Source organism: Frankia sp. R82, assembly GCF_023716925.1.
Classification (GTDB): Bacteria; Actinomycetota; Actinomycetes; order Frankiales; family Frankiaceae; genus Frankia.
On record NZ_JAMQQG010000296.1, the window covers coordinates 16,016 to 32,910 of the forward strand.

Consider the following 16,895-nt stretch of genomic DNA (forward strand, 5'->3'; position numbering starts at 1 on the left):
GGCGAGCACCTGCCAGGAAGATCTGCATGAATCCAGCAGTCCTTCGCGAGGAAAAGTTAACAATGACGACTATCTTTCGCCAGCGCTCTGCTGCCAGGCCGGAGACCGAGAGGCCCACCGTCACCATGCATCCGGTCGTGGGCACACAACCGCGGCGGTGGCCAGGTCTCGTCCGGGGCCGCCAGCCGTGGCCGGTGGTCGCGACCACGATGGGCGCGGTCCTGGCGACGTTCGGTTCGGTCCTGGCGCTGCGCGCGCTGATGGACGTGTCGGCCGGGGCCGTCGTGCTCGCCGTCGTGCTCGCACTGACCCTCGGGCGGGTTGGGCAACGTCAGCCCGATCATCTGCGCGTCTCACGACACGCCTGGCTGCGGGCGGTCCGGCACCCCCGGCTGCTGACGATTGTCCTGCCACCGGCGGTCGCACTGCTCGCCAGCGAGATCGCCACGCTCGCCACGCGGCACCGGGCCGCCGGTGAGGCCCTGTTCACCGTGGCGCTCGGCGGCGCCGTCTGGCTGCGCCGGTTCGGGCCGGTGGCCACCCGGATCGGCACCCTCGTGACGTTGCCGTTCCTCGCGCTGCTGATCACGCCGGTTCCGCCGGACACCCGCGGCCTGTCCCGGTTCGTCCTGGTCACGGTCGCCCTGATCGCCACCGCCTGGACCACACTCGCCGGCGTCCTGGCCACCCGCCTCGGTCCCGGGCCACCCGCCATCGCAGCGACCGCGCCCCCGCCCCTTCCCGCTCCCCGCGCGGCTCCTGTTCGTCCGGCGGTTTCCGCACTCGCGGCGGACGCGTCCCGCGGTGACACGTCGCCGATGCGGTCGGCCACGGCCGAGATGCGTACCGGTCGGCCGAGCCGGCGCCGGCTGCCCGCCAGCACCCGGATGGCCGCCCAGCTCGCCGTTGCGCTCGGGGTGGCGTTCGCGCTGGGCCGTGTGCTGTTCCCCGAGCATCGGACCTGGCTCGTCCTGACCGCCTACCTGGTCAACAGCGGCAACCGCGGGCGAGGCGACGTCGTGCTGCGCAGTGGGCAGCGGCTGGTCGGCGCGGCGCTCGGCACGGCCGCCGCCAGCCTGCTGGCCGGTCAGCTGCCGTCCCACAACCCGTGGTCGATTGTCGCGATCTTTGGGCTGCTCACCCTCGGTACCTGGCTACGGACCGCCTCCTACGCCTGGTGGGCGGCCTGCGTCACCGGCGTGCTCGCGCTGCTCTACGGCTATGACGGTCAGGGCGGTGCCGAGATGCTGCGCGAGCGGCTGCTCGCCGTCGGACTCGGCGCGGCGCTGGGTCTGGCCGCGGCCTGGTTCGTCCTGCCCGTGCGCACCGAGGATGTGCTGCGCCGACGGGTCGCGGATGTCCTGGCCGCCCTCACCGACTATCTGGTCGTCGCCCAGACCGGCCGTCGGCGTGGCGCTGCCCGACCGGCCGGGCGCGGGCCCGATCCCACCGATCTTCGGCTGGCCCTGGCCGATGCCCACGCGCGGGTGGAAGCCACGCTCGACCGTCTGGCCGAGATCGCCCCCACGCTGCGCGCCCACCGCACCTTCGACCGGCTCCGGCTCCGGCTCTGCGTCCGGTTCCGGCGTCGGCCCGGGCCTGGACGCCGGCCCGATCACCACGCGCCGCACCGCTACGACGGAGTCGAGGCGTTGCTTGCCGCCCGGCCGGCGCTGGACGCCCTGACCCACGAGCTCGATCGCCGGGGCAGCCCGCCGTCCCGGGCCGCCGGCCGGGAGATCGCCCGAGTGCGCGACACCATCGTGGAGTTCCGCCGCGCCCTGGGCCGAGCCGGCGCCGCCACCCCCACGACCCTGGCGCAGGCGCCGGTCCTGCAGCAGGGGCAACAGTTCCGCCCGGTCTAGCGCGGAGGCGTTCGTCCGGCGGTGACCGCCGGGACGGTGTTCAGCGCGCGGTGCAGGCTGCCGACGTGTTTGTGATGTTCGTCGAACGGAACAGCGATCGTGTGCACGCCGAACCGGGCGAGCACCGGCTCCGTCCACGGCGCGCTCGCCGTCGAGACCAGCGCCGCCGGCTCGTCGCTGCCGGCGGAACGACGTGGTGTGGGCAGAAAGAAGACCCCGGCGGCGAAGGCGGCGACCATCTCCGGAGCCAACGGACAGACCGCCAGATCGATGCTGCGCAGCGCATCCACCAGCGTGGTCTCGCGTCCGACGACCCCCTCGCCGTCCGGACCACCGAGCCCCTCGGTGCCGTACCCGCCGCCGGCCCCGTTACGGTCGGCCCGTTCCCCCGCCCGGTACTCGAAGCTGTCCTGGCCCTGGCCACGGCGGCCAGGGCCTCCGTAGCCGGCACCCCCGTCATAACCAGCACCGCCGTAGCCAGCACCGCCGTAGTCGGCACCGCCGTAGCCGGCGCCGGGGTCACGTTCGACGACCCGGCTCTCCACGACGGCGGGGGTGTTCAGCCGATCCGCAGCCACCAGGGCGATACCGGGCCCGAGGCCCAGCCAGTGGTCCAGGTGCGCCTCGCCGGGCCGCCGCAGCTCGTCGCGGACCCGCACGACATGGGTGAACGCGGCGCGCAGGTATGGACGCAGCAGCCCCCACACCGCCGGACTGGTCCGCGCCCCGGTGGCCAGAACCGCAACCCCGCCGCAGGTCACCACATCTCCGCCGGCAAGATACAGCGGTTCGGGCACCCGCACTTCGGCCGAGCGCCCCCGCAGCCCTCGCAGCACAGCAGCCATCACCACTGTCTCCCGGGCCCGTTCCCGCCGACGCAGCCGCCCGACGGCAACCGCACCACCAAGATCGACATAATGATCCCGCGGAAACATCAGGCCGGACAACGGTCGCAGCGCGTAGCTCTCGTCCCGTGCCTCGGCTCCGATCACGCCACCGCCGGCGCCGGCTTCGACGAGCAGCCGCGGCTGACGCAGGACCACCGGCGCCAGCGCCGGCACCGACCAGTCGCGCAGCGCCTCTCGAGCCGCGAGCAGCCGCGCGTCGTCGTCGGCACTCACCGCCCGGGCCGCAAGCTCCAGCAGGACGTGCCGGGGCAGCATCGTGAGCAGTTCCGACGGCGAACGCGGGTCGGCACCAAGCTCGACCAGCGCCGCCCGCACCGCAGCCGACTCCGCCGCTGCCCGCACCGGATCATAGGCCGGACGCCCGGCCCGGAAAACGAACGTCTCCACCGGCTGAACGACCGTCGGACTCTGCACCAGCACCATCGGCACGGCCGACCCGCGCCTCACCCGCCCGGGCGCACCCCGCTCATATGCGGTCCGCCCGCTCCGATCCGCCTCACCGTTCCAGGCTGTGCGTTCTTCCCAGCCCGTGCGTTCTTCCCAGCCCGCCTGCCTGCCGCCGTCCGTCCGCCCGCTCCCTTCCGGGACATCGAAAATCATCTAGCCGATTTCCGGCGCGTTTCCTTCACCCTCGCATTATGCCAACCTCATGAATCGCCTCCATCAACGTCGCGTCGGCATCCTTGGTCACCGTCCCGACAAAATATCGGAAATGGCCTTTACATCCGGCCGTCCGGGCGTCTGCCCCGAGTTCCTGGACCAGGACTACGGACTTGTGGACTCGGGGTGTTCGCGTGCGGCGATCCGTCGATCCCGGACGCCGCATCCCGGCATTTCCGCCGCACAGACCACACGCGAGGCTCGATCACAGCCACGCCAAGGGATAATCACACTGATGTGGAGGGTTATTCGGAAAATCGGGCCCTGAAACCCGAACAACCCTCCACCTCGGACGTGGACGACGACACTCTCGAGGGTGTGCGACCGAGCACCGGGGTGCGGCGGGCGGGTACAGCAGCCGGCGGCGACAGATGGACACGCATGGTAACGGATGGACGCGAAATGTAGCAGACGAACGCGGAACGTAGCATATGGATGCGGAACGTAGCAGGCGGGTACAGGCGTCGGCGGGTGGAGCGGGAGCGGGAGCGGGCGCGGTCAGAGGACGAGCTCGCCGACGCCCCAGACGGCGGCCATGGCGACTCCGGCGAACAGTTCCACAAGAACCCCGATGCCGAAGGCGACGATCGCCGCCCAGGTGGTGGCGGCGGCGGTGCGATGGTCGCCGAGGCGAACGAGTTCCGCCACATAGACGCCGAGCACCCCGCCGATCAGCAGGCCGATCACCGGGATCACGAAGAACCCGACGATCGCGCAGGCCAGGCCGACCGCAAGGCTCGGCCAGGGGACGCCGCGCCCGGCGGTGGCCCGGGCGGGCAGGACGTATTTCGTCAACGCGCCGATCACGAGCAGGGCCGTCATCAGCGCCAGCACGATCCAGCGGCCGACCCCACCGCCGTCCGCGATCACCCACCACAGGCCCGCGGCCCAGACCAGAACGAGCCCGGGCAATACCGGGAGCACGACACCGACCAGTCCGACGGCCATCACCGCAGCGACGGCCAGAAGCTGCGCGGTACTAATGGTGCGCCCTCCCTCTCATTCACCCTTTCGGCGACGTTACCGGCCCGCCGACACCTTGCGGGACAGCATGACAAACGTCCGACTCCCGCGCCCACGACAGTAGCGATCAAGAAGTCGGTGGGACTGGATGCGGAGCAGGGCCGACGGCAGCAGGGAGCGGACCGCGGCGGGCAGGACTACCGCGAAGCAGCGGTGGACGGCGGCGAGGACAGCGGCGGCGAGGACGGCGCGGGAAACGACGTCGACGGCGGAGGGAGGCCGGCGTTACGGTCGGCGATGCGTCGGGCCTCGGCGGCGAGGGCGGCACGCAGGTCGGCGGGGGCGAGGACCTCCACGCCGGCGCCGAGGTCACGCAGCTGGCCCAGAGCGACCTCGAAACCCTCGGTGGAAAGGTCCACCACCCGCCAGCCGCCGGAGTCGGGGGGCGAGGCGGTGGCCTGAGCGTCCCGGGCGGCGACCGGGCCGACGGCGTGACGCAGGCCGGCCAGGGCCTCGGGCGAGAGCCGAAGCCGGCAGGTCCAGCGCATCAGCGAGCGGGCAAAGTCGTCACCGGCGTCGTGCCACCAGGTGGCCAGCTCGAACCCGGCAGGGCGGGCGAACGTCTCGGCCCGCGAGGCGACCCGGGTGATCCGGGCGACCCGATAACTCAGGATGCGGCCCCGATGGCAGGCGACGAGATACCAGGTGCCGGCCTTACAGACCAGGCCCAACGGGTCGACGCGCCGGGTCGTCGCGCCACCGTCCCGGCGGGTGTAGCCGAGGTCGAGGCGGCGGGCGGCCCAGACCGCCTCGGCGAGGGCGGACAGGTGCGGCACGGGCTCGGAGCGCCGGAACCACCCGGGGGCGTCCAGCAGGAACCGCTGCTGCACCTGCCCGGCGTGGACGCGCGGCCGGGGCGGCAGGGCGGCGAGGACCTTGGTGCGGGCGGTCGCGGCGGCGGTGGCCAGGCCGAGGCCGGCGAGGATCTGCGGCCCGGCCCCGGCGAGCAGCAGAGCCGCGGCCTCGTCGCCGGTGAGCCCGTCGAGATCGGTGCGCCAGCCGTCGGTGAGCCGGACCCCGCCGTGGCGCCCCGGTTCGGTCCACAGCGGGACGCCCGCGTCCTGCAGAGCGGCAATGTCACGGCGGACGGTCCGCAGCGACACCTCGAGCTCCGCGGCGAGCTCCGGTGCGGTGGCCCGGCGGACGGCCTGCAGGTACAGCAGCAGGGCGGTCAGTCGACTCGAGCGCATCCCGGGATGCTAGCCCCGAAACGGTGACATCGGATGGCATGGTTACCCGCCGGCAGACGGGGTGGCGGCGAGGGTGCCAGGCGGGGGCTGCCGGGGCATACCAGCTCTGCCATGACTGACGGGGAAGCAGGGCAACCAGATCGCCGAGCGTGGCCGCGCCGCGAGCGGCACAGCGAGCTGCGCGGCGATCGGCCCGACGAGCGGTTCCGGGCCGTGTTCTCGCGCACGGCCGGGTTGGTTCCACGCCGGACGGCCATGCTGCTGGGGGGTGCCCTCGGCGGGACTGCCGCTGTGGCCGCGGCGGTGTGGGTACCGACGCTGCTCTACGGCGAGCCGGGCGAACCGCGGGCGACGCTGCAGGCCGCGCTGCTCGCGATCATCGCGGCGGCGCTGGTGGCTGGCGCACTGGCGCTGGTCGCGGCGCAGGTCCGGACCGCGTCGGAGCGGGCCCAGCGGGTCGCGACCACCCGGCATTCCAGCGGGCGGTACACGAGCGCGGTCGGCCAGCTTGCCGCCGAGGCGGTCGAGGTCCGTCTCGGCGGGATCTACGCGCTCGGTCGGTTGGCCCGGGAATCCCCCACCGATCAGGTCACCGTCGTCGAGGTCCTGTCGGCGTTCGCGCGGGCCCGCAGCACGGACACGGCGCGACGGGCCTCGTCGGCGGCGCAGCGCGGGCCGCTCGGAGAGGTGACGCCGGCGGCCGACATCCGGGCCGCCGTCCAGGTCCTCGCCGGGCTGCCGCAGCGAGACGGCGTCCTGCGCGCCGATCTGCGGCACGCCGATCTCACCGGGCCGGCGACCCTGCGTGAGCTTGGGCTTGCCCGGGCCGATCTGCGCCGGGTCCGGCTCGACCAGGCGGATCTGACCGGGGCCGATCTGACCTTCGCCGATCTGCGTGGTGTCGAACTGACCTTCGTCATCCTGACCGGTGCCGATCTGACCGGCGCCGACCTTGCCGACGCCCGGCTGTCCGGGGTGACGCTGCGCGGCGCGCGGCTGTCCGGGGCGAACCTGCGCGGTGCCCGCCTGATCGGGACGGACCTCACCGAGGCGCGCCTGATCGGCGCCCAGCTCACCGGCGCCGATCTGCCCGGAGTGGCGCTCGCGGGGGCGCGTCTCCTCGGCGCGGATCTCACCGACGCCCGGATGATCGGCGCGGAGCTCGCCGACGCCGACCTGGTGGGGGCGAACCTCACCGGCGCCACGCTCACCAAGGCGCACTGCCGCGGCGCGGACCTCACCGGCGCCGAGCTCACGGGTGCCGACCTGACCGGCGCGGACCTGACCGGCGTCCGGTCGCTGACGCAGGACCAGGTGGACAGCGCCCTCGGCGGCCTGCGCACGCTCCTGCCCGCGGGCCTGCGACGCCCGGCTGCCTGGGAACCCCACCCGATGGACGACGAGCCCCCCGCCCCCCCGCCGCCCTGAAATCCCCGCCGCCCTGAAATCCCTGCCGTCCCGACATCCCTGCCGTCCAAAGATTGCGCCGCGGGACTCCCGAGGCAACGCCTTGCGCGGCGAGGGCCCATGGCTGCGACCACAGCCGCGAACCCTGCCAGTAGATGGCCGGGTTCGCCCCGCAGGATGGCAGCGTGACGACATCCTGGCAGGACTTCGCCGACATCCAGCCCGCCCTTGCGGCGACCGTGCAAGCCCGGTTCGAGGCCTTTCGCCACCATGTGCTGGCCACGGTGCGGCTGGACGGAGCCCCGCGCACCAGTGGCATCGAGACGACGTTCCGGCTCGGTGAACTCTGGCTGGGCAGCATGCCCGGCGCCCGTAAGGTCGCGGACCTGCGCCGCGATCCCCGCTTCTCGTTGAGCGCCAACCCCGGCCCCGGCACCGACATGGCCGGCGGCGACGTGCGCGTCGCCGGGCTCGCCCGGTGGGTCGCCGACCCGGCGACGCTGGCCCACTTCGCCGAGGAGGTCACTCCGCCGGAGCCGTTCGACCTGTTCCGCGTCGAGCTCACCGAGATCGTCCGCACCAGTGTGGACGAGGCCGCGCAGGAGATCATCCTGGAAAGCTGGCGCCCCGGCTACCCCGCCATCCGCGTCCAGCGGCGCGGCAACGGCTCTGACCAGCCCGTCGAATCCTGGTCCGCCGCTCCCCGCACCACCGAGACACCCACCGCCCACGCCTGAGGCGCCGGCCACTGGCATCGGAGTCGACGGGCCTTCCCGCCGTCCACGGGCCTTGCCGCGTTTACGGAGGTGACTGGCCCGCACCGGCGCTCACGGAAGCTCACGGGCATCTTTTGCTCCGGGCCGGGGCACGAAGGCATCGTCAGAACGGGTGACGGGCCGGGAAAAACCGGCCGTAGGTGCTGGATGGCCGGCAGCCGGGAAGGACTCTGTCAGGTGCGTCGAACGTAGGGACCTACCGAGTCTCGCGGCAACCGGGGCAGCAACGACGGCCGCACCAGCAGAACCAGCGACCGCGCCGGTGGCGGCGACCCCACGACGGCGGGCACCGCGGCTACGGGCACCATCATCACGGAAAAACCCAAGATCGGTAGGAAGCCTGCAGCCGTCAACGAGATTGGGATATCCGTGAGCTTGTCGCCGCGCAACCCCAAAGTGGCCGTCAGCGTCGTGTTCGTGGCCGCGATGTTCATGTCCATCATGGACGTCACGATCGTCAACGTCACGCTGCCCACCCTGGGGCGCGAGTTCGACATCGGGCCGTCGGGGCTCAGCGCCATCTCGGTCGGCTATCTGGCAAGTCTCGCGGTGGTGATCCCGGCCTCCGGCTGGGTCGGCGACCGGTTCGGTGGCAAACGCACCCTGCTCGCCGCGGTGGCACTGTTCACGATCGCCTCGATGCTGTGCGGGATCGCAACCAGTTTTGCCGAGCTGGTTGCCTTCCGCATCCTGCAGGGCGTCGGCGGCGGGCTGCTCACTCCGACCGGGATGGCGATGCTGTTCCGAGCCTTCCCACCAGGCGAGCGGGTGCGGGCATCGGGCATCCTCACCATTCCGACCGCCTTCGCGCCCGCCCTGGGACCGGTGCTCGGCGGTCTGCTGGTAACCGACCTGTCCTGGCGCTGGGTGTTCTTCGTGAACCTGCCGATCGGCCTGTTCGCGCTGTTGTTCGGCCTGATCTACCTGCCCGAGCATGTCGAGCCCGACGCCGGACGGTTCGACATCCGCGGGTTCCTGCTCTCCGGCCTCGGGTTCGCCCTGGTCATGGTGGGCATCAGCGAGGGCCCGGAACGGGGCTGGGCGTCCCCGCTGATCCTGTCCAGCCTTGCCGTCGGCGCCGTGCTGCTCGTCGCCCTGGTCTTCGACCAGTTGCGCTCGCGCGCTCCCCTGCTGCACCTGCGCCTGTTCGCCGACCGGCTGTTCCGCTCCACCAACGCGGTGATGTTCCTGGCCACCGCGGCCTTCCTCGGCAGCCTGTACATCGTCGCTCTGTTCTTCCAGGACGGTCTGGGTCTGTCCGCGCTGAACTCGGGCCTGTCCACCTTCCCCGAAGCGCTGGGCGTCATGGCCGGCTCCCAGGTCACCAGCCGCATCCTGTACCCCGCGTTCGGTCCCCGCCGGGTCATGATTGGCGGCCTGCTCGGCGTCGGCACGATGGCCGCCCTGATGTCGCTGGTCGACGCCGGCACCAACCTGTGGTGGATGCGCCTGGCGATGTTCGGCCTGGGCTACTCGATGTCCCACGTCTTCGTCCCGACCCAGGCGGCGGCGTTCGCCCGGATCAGCCCCGCCGAGACAGGCCGGGCCTCCACCCTGTTCAACGCCCAGCGCCAGCTCGGCGGCGCCATCGGCGTGGCGGTCCTGTCCACCGCACTGGCCGCCGTCGGCACCTCCCACCTGGTCGCCGGTCGCCCCGCCCCCAACCTGACCAGCTACCACGTCGCCCTGCTCGTCGCCGCAGGCATCGCTCTCCTCGGCGCCCTGGCCGCCCTGACCATCCATGACGCCGACGCCGACCGCACCCGCTCCCGTCACGACTCCGGCTCCGACTCTCACCACGCCCAGGACTCCCACGGCGGGGACACCCCCAGCAACCCGTCTCCACGGACGTCCCAGGTGCCGTAAGGCCAAGCCCGCCGCCGGCCGCGCGGCCTTCCGGCCGGACGGCCGCGGGATGGCGTCAACACCGTTGATTATCATGATGGCGGCGAGGCACAGGGACGGCGAGGCACAGGGACGGCGACGGACGCGGAGGCGGAACGACGGCATGAACGAGCACGAACACAGCCAGCCGGACGGCACGCCAGATGGCGACCCCGCCGCGGACGGCAGCACCCCATCGGACGGCAGTACCCCACCTGACAGCACTGCCCGGCAGGACGGCAGCTTCTCGGCGGGCGCCGAGACCGCCGCGGCACAGCCAGCACCCGCGGAACCACCGGAACGCGGGGCGCAGCCAGAGCAGCCAGAAGCGGCGGAAACAGCAGGTGGTGGTGGGCGGCGCACCCGCAGGCCGCGGCGGACCCCCCGGGGGACGCTGTCGCGGGAGGTGCTGATGGCAGCGGCCATCCAGGTCGTGGACACCCAGGGTGCCGGAGCGTTCAGTATGCGGGGGCTCGGCGCGTTCCTCGAATGTGACCCGACCGCGATGTACCGGCATTTTCGGACGAAGAACGCGCTGCTGGACGCGCTGCTGGACAGCGTCGTGCGGGAGGGTTCGGCGGACCTGCCGTTGTCGGACGACCCACGGGCGGACATCCGCGCCAACTTTCGGCAGCTGCGCCGATCCCTGCTCGCGCACCCGACGCTGGCCCCGCTGGTGCTGCGGCGCCCGCCGGGGGTCGGCGCCTACTGGGAGCGATCAGATCATGCGGTCGCCCAGCTGCACCGGGCCGGAATGGATCCGGTCGACGCGGCGAACGTCTACCAGACGCTGCTGTTCTACACCCTCGGCCACACGTTGTCCGAGGCCCGCCAGCTGGCGCGGGCCCTGGAACGGGAGGGTGCCGGCGCCGACGGCGGGCCGGTCGCGGCCGTCAACGCACCGCAGGACCGCCATCCGGACCTTTCCGATGTCGCGCCGCACCTGCGCGACGACAACGAGGCCCAGTTTCTGGCCGGACTCGACCTGATCCTGCGCGACCTGCCCCGCTGAGGTTGTGACGCCGACCAGAAGCCTGCGCACCGATCGGCCCGTGCGCCGGATTCCCGGACCACTCGATCCACTCACGGAGCCGGCCGCGGCGGATCCCGGCCAAGCCCGGATCGGGTACCCCGCCGCAGGTACCGGACGGCGCAGCCTTGCTACGGTACGACAGAGGCTGAGCCCGCCAGACCGTACCAAAATTTCTCAGGATGGCACACCAGATGGGGTCGTGCCACCGATACTCGACATCCGATGGCACCACATTCGATGCCATCCACATTCGATGCCATCCACGTTCGATGCCACCCAGGTCCTATGCGACGAGGTTGCACGCATTCGAGATCGGAACTCCGCATGAGGTTGCTCGACGGGCGGTCGATGGCCGCCGAGATCGGCCGGTATGTCATCGACGAGGCCGATCGGCTGATGAGCGCCGGCAAGACACCGACACTTGCGGTGGTCCTGCCGACTGCGGATCCCGCGGCCAGTTCCTACACCCACATCCTCGAGCGCACGGCGGGCAAGGTCGGCGTGCGCTGCGAGCCGCACGTCCCGATCGGCGGCCCGACGGCGCTGTTGGACGCCGTCGACGCACTGGCCGAGGATCCGCTGGTCGACGGCATCATCGTGCAGACGCCACTACCGGCGGGGATGAGCTCCTTGGAAGTCGGTGAGCGCATCCCGGTCGACAAGGATGTGGACGGGATGAACCCGGCGAGTCTCGGACGGCTCGCGCTCGGCCTGCCGGGGTTCGCCCCGGCGACGGCCTCCGCCGTGGTGGAGATCCTGACCCGGGCGCGCATCCCGATGGCGGGGGCCCGGGCATGCGTGATCGGTCGGGGGCCGGTCGTCGGCAAGCCGGTGTCCCTGCTGCTGCTGGCCGAGGATGCCACCGTCACCGTCTGCCACTCCCGGACGACCGACCTGATCACCATTGCCCACGAGGCGGACATCATCGTGTCCGCCACCGGGCGACCGCGGCTGGTGGGGGCCGGGTTCGTCCGGGCCGGCGCAACGGTCATCGACGTCGGGACCGCCGTCACCACCGGTGGACAGATCGGGGATGTGGACGCGACCGCGATCGCACCGGTCGCCGGCGCCCTCACCCCGGTACCCGGGGGCGTCGGTCCGGTCACCACGATGCTGCTGCTACGCAACACGATCCGCGCCGCCCACCAGCAGCAGCGCTAGGACGACCAACCGGTCCGCGGGCTCGGCGGACGGGCCGATCGGCTCGATCGGCCGTCCACGGCCCGGCGCGGTGGACCGTCCACAGGCCCGGCGCGGTGGGGCGTCGGCAAGGTCAGTGGGCGGCGCACAGTGGCTCGGCGAGGTGGACGCGATCACGGCCGGCGGCCTTGGCCTGGTAGAGGGCAGTGTCGGCGCGGGAGAGCAGGGTCGTCAGGTCGCCGCGGGGGCCGTCCGTGGTCGCGACGCCGACGGACACGGTGACCGACAGCGGCGGCTGTCCGTCCAGCAGGCAGTGCGTGGCAGCTACCTGGCGGCGGATGCGCTCGGCGACCTCGCGCGGGCTGTCGCGCTCCCCCTCGGCCAGCAGGACGACGAACTCCTCACCGCCGAAGCGGCCGACGAGGTCGTGCGGTCGGGTCGCGGCGCGCAACGCGTCGGCGACGGCGAGCAGGATGAGGTCGCCGACGAGATGGCCGAAGCGGTCGTTGACCCGCTTGAAGTGATCGATGTCGACGAGCAGAACCGTCAGCGGCCGTCCGGTGCGGTGGGCCCGATCGAGTTCACGCTGGGCGACCTGGTGCCAGTAGGCGGGGTTGGCCAGGCGGGTCTTCGCGTCGCAGCGGGCGGCGTGCAGCAGCTCGGTGTGCAGCAGGCTGCGCTGCAGCAGCAGCATCGGCGGAGTCACCACCAGCATGAGGTACGGGCTCACCGACCACAGGACCGCCATGATGATCGCCGAGCAGATCTCCGCAGCCCAGGTCGGCAGCGCCTCCCCCTGGTCGATACCGGCACGACCAGCCCTGCCGGCACGACGAGCACCACCGGCGCCGCCGGGACGGCCTGGGATGATCCCAACGCGCGGCGCGGTCTCGCCCAGCCAGGCGCCGAGACCGTCGGGACGGCCATGGCGGTACAGGCCGAGTCCAGGCAGGCTGACCAGCACCGGGTGCACGGCGACGGCCACCAGGAAGGCGATGGTGGCCCCGCCCGAGCCGATCAGGTCCTCGACTGTGAACGGTCCGCCGCTCGGGCTGAGCAGCAGGTGCACCGTGGACGCGCCGAACCCGGCGATGCCCAGCTTCGCGGCCTGGAACACCCGCAGGTGCGGCGGTCGGGCCGGCTCGGGTCGCCCGGCGAGCCAGCACAACGGCAGGCCGATCACCGTCGAGTACAGCGGCGGCAGCAGCACCGCGATGGCCAGCGCCCAACTGGCCAGCAGATCATGGCGTGGCAGACGGGTGTCGGCCAGCTCTGCGCCGAGGCGTGCGGACAGCAGCACGGCCACCGATCCGAGCACGAGGAACGCGGCGAACGTTCCCATGTCCGCCCACCTCGGACGGGTCTCGGCCGCCGCGAAGCCGACCAGCACCAGCCAGCCCGCGGTCACCGTCACAATCCGACGCAGTACCGTCTGCGGCGCCCGCCACAGCATCCAGCCACGTCCGATGAACAGACCCGCCGGTCCGCCTGCGACGAACCCGTCCCGAACACCAACGTCCCGAACACCAACCTCCAGAGCGCCGACGCCGCGGGCACCGACATCGCGGGCACCGACGGGGCGGACGCCGACGGGGCGGACGCCGACGGGGCCGACCCCGACATCACAAGCGCCGATGGGTCGCCCGTCAGAAGCTCGCACGCTGCTCTCGCGGGCGCCGCCGGACTGGCCGCCGGGTGGGCATCCGGTCTCCGCCGCCGGGACGCCCAGGCCCGCCATCCGCAGTATCGGCGAGCACGCGCCGGACGCGTCCGACATCCTGGCGGCACTCGGCGCCCGGCGTCGAAGCAAGCCGCGGAACCCTTGCAGAACGCGGCCCATGGGACGCGGTAGACGAATACGAAACGGCATTGGCGGAGCGCCTTCCTCGTTCTGGTCCACGGCCGCCGTGCTCGACCGGGACCTCCCGGCGATTCCAACCTCGTCGTTGCTACTCACAGTAAATCGTTGAGAACGAAGAGTACGAAGTGATGCGCGAGATTCGCAACTCCCCCAATGCCGCAGGTAAGTGCCGCACCCTGCTCTCCGGAGGGCATTGCCCCCGCCGACATCCCGCCCGCACGTTCCAGAAATGCCATCTGACCTGCGGCGACGAATGCGGAGCCGAAAGTCCGGCGACGCCCCGGAAGGCCGGGGCGCCCCCATCCCGTCCCCGACGAGAGACCACACACGACACGCCCGGGAAACCGTCTTGCTCGTCGTCCGGGACCATCCAGGGGCCATCTCCGGACCAGCCAGGGATCAGCTGGCCGGGTCCCTCCGGGACCAGCCCCTGAGGCCGGCCAGCCGCCCGACCAGGCGGGTCCGGGCTCCGTTGACGCGGACCCCCGGACGGACACGGGAGGCTCAGGTGGACGGGCTCAGATGGACGGGCTCAGATGGACGGGCTCAGGTGGTGCGTGCGACGGCCTCGACCATGGCTGCGGTCAGGGTGGCCAGGTCCGCCGGCGTCATGATGTACGGCGGCATCGTGTAGACCAGCCGGCCGAACGGGCGCACCCAGACGCCAAGATCCACCAGCAAGGGCTGGATCACCGTCATGTCCACCGGCTCCCGGGTCTCGATGACGCCGATCGCACCGAGCGCCCGCACGTCGGCGACACCCGGCAGCGCGGCCGCCGGGGCGAGCCCCGCGCGCAGGCCCCGCTCGAGGCCGGCGACCCGTTCCCGCCACGGTGAGTCCAGCAGCAGCTCGACGTTGGCCTGGGCGATCGCGCAGGCCAACGGATTGGCCATGAACGTAGGGCCGTGCATGAACGCCCCGACCGGGGACGCGGCCACGCCGTCGGCCACCTCGTCGGTGCACAGCGTCGCGGCCAGCGACAGGTACCCGCCGGTGAGCGCCTTGCCGACACACATGATGTCGGGGCTGATCCCGGCATGGTCGCAGCCGAACAGCTCCCCGGACCGGCCGAAGCCGACGGCGATCTCGTCGGCGATGAGCAGCACCCCGTGCTCGTCACACAGCGCACGCACCCGGGCGAGCCAGCCGGGCGCGTAGAAGCGCATCGCCCCGGTGCCCTGCACCACCGGCTCGAGGATGACCGCCGCGACCTCGTCGGCATGCTCGGCCAGCAGGGCGGCGAACTCGGCGAGATGGACGTCCTCGCAGGGCTCGTCATAGGCACATCCGGGTGGCGGGGCGAAGATGTGCCGCGGCAGCAGGTGGCTGAACAGGTGGTGCATCCCCGCGTCCGGATCGCAGACCGCCATCGCGCCGGACGTGTCACCGTGATAGCCACGCCGGATCGTGAGCAGCCGCGTCCGCCGCGGGTGTCCCCGTCCCGTCCAGTACTGCAGGGCCATCTTGATGGCCACCTCGACGGCGACCGAACCCGAATCGCCGAAGAACACCCGGCGCAGCGGCTCCGGCGTGATCGCGACGAGTGTCTCGGCGAGGCGCACGGCCGGCTCGTGAGTCAACCCGCCGAACATGACGTGGGACATGGCCGACAACTGCCGGTGGGCCGCCTCGTCGAGCACCGGATGCCGGTAGCCGTGGATCGCCGCCCACCACGACGACATCCCGTCGATCAGCTCGCGCCCGTCGGTCAGCCGCAGGCGCACGCCGCTGGCTTCGGCGACGGCGAACAGCGGTGCCGCCGCCGGCGGCGCATACGGATGCCAGACGACCCGCCGATCCCGTGCCACCAGATCGCCTTCGTGGTCCGCCGCCCGCTCGGCGCGACGAGTCACCTTGAGCACCGGGGCGGGCACCACGTCGGACGTCGAACCGGACATCTGTGCAGTCACGCCTCCACTGTGGCGCATCCCGCCGCCAGACGTGGATGCACCATCCCCGCTGGTCGCCAGCACGGTCGGCGCGGTCGGCGCGGTCGGCCACGCCCCTCGGGCACACCGGCCCGTCCGGACCCGGACGCAGACGGCTCGGCGCGGCGCACGGATGCCCCCGCGTGGCGGCCGACGGGCGGCGAGGCAGGATATCGGTGTGGTCATCCCGATTCACGACATCAACCCGCTCAGTCGACGACCCGTGATCACCTGGCTGCTGATCGCCGCCAACGTTGTGATCTTCGTGTTCCTCGAACCCGTGGTCAGCTCGGTCGCCGGGATCGCCACCTCACCGCCACAGAACGTCTGCGAGCAACAGCGGTTCTTCCAGCAATGGGGCGCGATACCGCGCGAGCTCGTCCACAACACGCCACTGTCCACGGTGAGCTCCGGGCACATCGGAGTGGACGCCGCCGGAAATGCGGGCTGCATCGTCCAGACCCCGGCGGGCTTTGACAAGACACCCGTGCTGTCGGTCCTGACCGCAATGTTCCTACACGGCAGCTGGCTGCATCTGCTGGGCAACATGCTGTTTCTCGGGGTGTTCGGAAACAACCTCGAGGACCGCATGGGCAGGCTCTTCTACCTGCTCTTCTACCTTGCCTGCGGGTACACGGCGGCCTACGGTTACGCCCTGTTCGAAAACAACTCGTCCGGCACGATGATCGGCGCCTCCGGTGCCGTCGCCGGGGTGCTCGGCGCCTATCTTGTGCTGTTTCCGCGAGCCCGCGTCATCGGCCTCGTCTCGGTACTTTTCTTCATACCCTTCTGGCTTCCGGCCTGGATCGTGCTCGGATTCTGGTTCGCCCTGCAGTACGTGTACTTCACCGGATTCGGCGTGGCCGACGGTGGTGGCGTCGCCTATGGCGCACATGTGGTCGGTTTTCTTGTCGGAGCGCTGCTGGTCGCGCCGTTCATCCGGCCGCTGCGGGCCGCCGGCCCCGGGATTCCACCGCCCGTTCCGCAGCACCGCTGGATCCGCGGCACCGGCCGCGCCTCGACCCCCCGCCCCCCGAATGCTCGGCACCGCCGCAGCTACTGAGGGCTTTCGCGCTCGCATTCACACCGCCTCCACAACCCACCCGCTCGACCTGGCGCCCATTTTGCCCAGAATGATCCGCCCCGCAGTTCCCGCAGTTCCCGCAGTTCCCGCAGTTCCCGCAGTTCCCGCAGTTCCCGCAGTTCCCGCAGTTCCCGC

At 71.8% G+C, this 16,895-nt stretch carries 12 protein-coding genes; 7 read left to right on the forward strand and 5 right to left on the reverse strand.

All coding sequences use genetic code 11. The features are described 5' to 3' along the window. Positions 1 to 137 precede the first annotated feature (137 nt). On the forward strand, positions 138 to 1,865 hold the full coding sequence (locus ND747_RS29900; protein WP_251736345.1) for an FUSC family protein: 1,728 nt from the start codon (positions 138 to 140) through the stop codon (positions 1,863 to 1,865). Here the strand turns inward: ND747_RS29900 and ND747_RS23425 are convergent. From ND747_RS23425 to ND747_RS23435, 3 genes are all read right to left on the reverse strand, one after another. After that, positions 1,862 to 3,160 (reverse strand): arginine deiminase family protein, encoded by a 1,299-nt coding sequence (locus ND747_RS23425; protein ID WP_251736346.1) that lies wholly within the window; start codon positions 3,158 to 3,160, stop codon positions 1,862 to 1,864. The genes ND747_RS29900 and ND747_RS23425 overlap by 4 nt on opposite strands. Positions 3,161 to 3,931: 771 nt before the next feature. Next, positions 3,932 to 4,381 carry a DUF456 domain-containing protein gene (locus ND747_RS23430; protein ID WP_251736347.1) on the reverse strand — a complete coding sequence of 150 codons (450 nt, stop codon included), beginning with the start codon at positions 4,379 to 4,381 and terminating at the stop codon, positions 3,932 to 3,934. Between the two features lie 212 nt (positions 4,382 to 4,593). Then, on the reverse strand, positions 4,594 to 5,646 hold the full coding sequence (locus tag ND747_RS23435) for a YafY family protein (RefSeq protein ID WP_251736348.1): 1,053 nt from the start codon (positions 5,644 to 5,646) through the stop codon (positions 4,594 to 4,596). A gap of 111 nt (positions 5,647 to 5,757) precedes the next feature. On the opposite strand from ND747_RS23435, the gene ND747_RS23440 reads away from it, so the two are divergent. From ND747_RS23440 to ND747_RS23460, 5 genes are all read left to right on the forward strand, one after another. Beyond that, entirely contained in the window at positions 5,758 to 7,074 is a 1,317-nt protein-coding gene (locus ND747_RS23440) for a pentapeptide repeat-containing protein (RefSeq protein WP_251736349.1), read from the forward strand. A 134-nt stretch (positions 7,075 to 7,208) separates the two neighbouring features. Then, entirely contained in the window at positions 7,209 to 7,790 is a 582-nt protein-coding gene (locus tag ND747_RS23445) for a pyridoxamine 5'-phosphate oxidase family protein (protein ID WP_285901000.1), read from the forward strand. Positions 7,791 to 8,198: 408 nt separating this feature from the next. Beyond that, positions 8,199 to 9,695: an MDR family MFS transporter gene (locus tag ND747_RS23450; protein WP_308204678.1), complete on the forward strand. Its 1,497-nt coding sequence runs from the start codon at positions 8,199 to 8,201 to the stop codon at positions 9,693 to 9,695. Positions 9,696 to 9,837: 142 nt separating this feature from the next. Beyond that, positions 9,838 to 10,725: a TetR/AcrR family transcriptional regulator C-terminal domain-containing protein gene (locus tag ND747_RS23455; protein WP_308204679.1), complete on the forward strand. Its 888-nt coding sequence runs from the start codon at positions 9,838 to 9,840 to the stop codon at positions 10,723 to 10,725. A 345-nt stretch (positions 10,726 to 11,070) separates the two neighbouring features. After that, positions 11,071 to 11,907, forward strand: a complete 837-nt coding sequence (locus ND747_RS23460; RefSeq protein ID WP_251736351.1) for a bifunctional 5,10-methylenetetrahydrofolate dehydrogenase/5,10-methenyltetrahydrofolate cyclohydrolase — start codon at positions 11,071 to 11,073, stop codon at positions 11,905 to 11,907. Between the two features lie 112 nt (positions 11,908 to 12,019). On the opposite strand, the gene ND747_RS23465 is transcribed toward ND747_RS23460, so the two are convergent. Together ND747_RS23465 and ND747_RS23470 are read right to left on the reverse strand one after the other, a co-directional pair. Further along, positions 12,020 to 13,624, reverse strand: coding sequence for a GGDEF domain-containing protein (locus ND747_RS23465; protein ID WP_251736352.1), 1,605 nt, complete (start codon positions 13,622 to 13,624; stop codon positions 12,020 to 12,022). A gap of 669 nt (positions 13,625 to 14,293) precedes the next feature. Continuing rightward, positions 14,294 to 15,658 (reverse strand): adenosylmethionine--8-amino-7-oxononanoate transaminase, encoded by a 1,365-nt coding sequence (locus ND747_RS23470; RefSeq protein WP_251736353.1) that lies wholly within the window; start codon positions 15,656 to 15,658, stop codon positions 14,294 to 14,296. A gap of 196 nt (positions 15,659 to 15,854) precedes the next feature. Between ND747_RS23470 and ND747_RS23475 the strand changes: the two genes are divergently transcribed. Beyond that, on the forward strand, positions 15,855 to 16,739 hold the full coding sequence (locus tag ND747_RS23475) for a rhomboid family intramembrane serine protease (protein ID WP_251736354.1): 885 nt from the start codon (positions 15,855 to 15,857) through the stop codon (positions 16,737 to 16,739). Positions 16,740 to 16,895 lie beyond the last annotated feature (156 nt).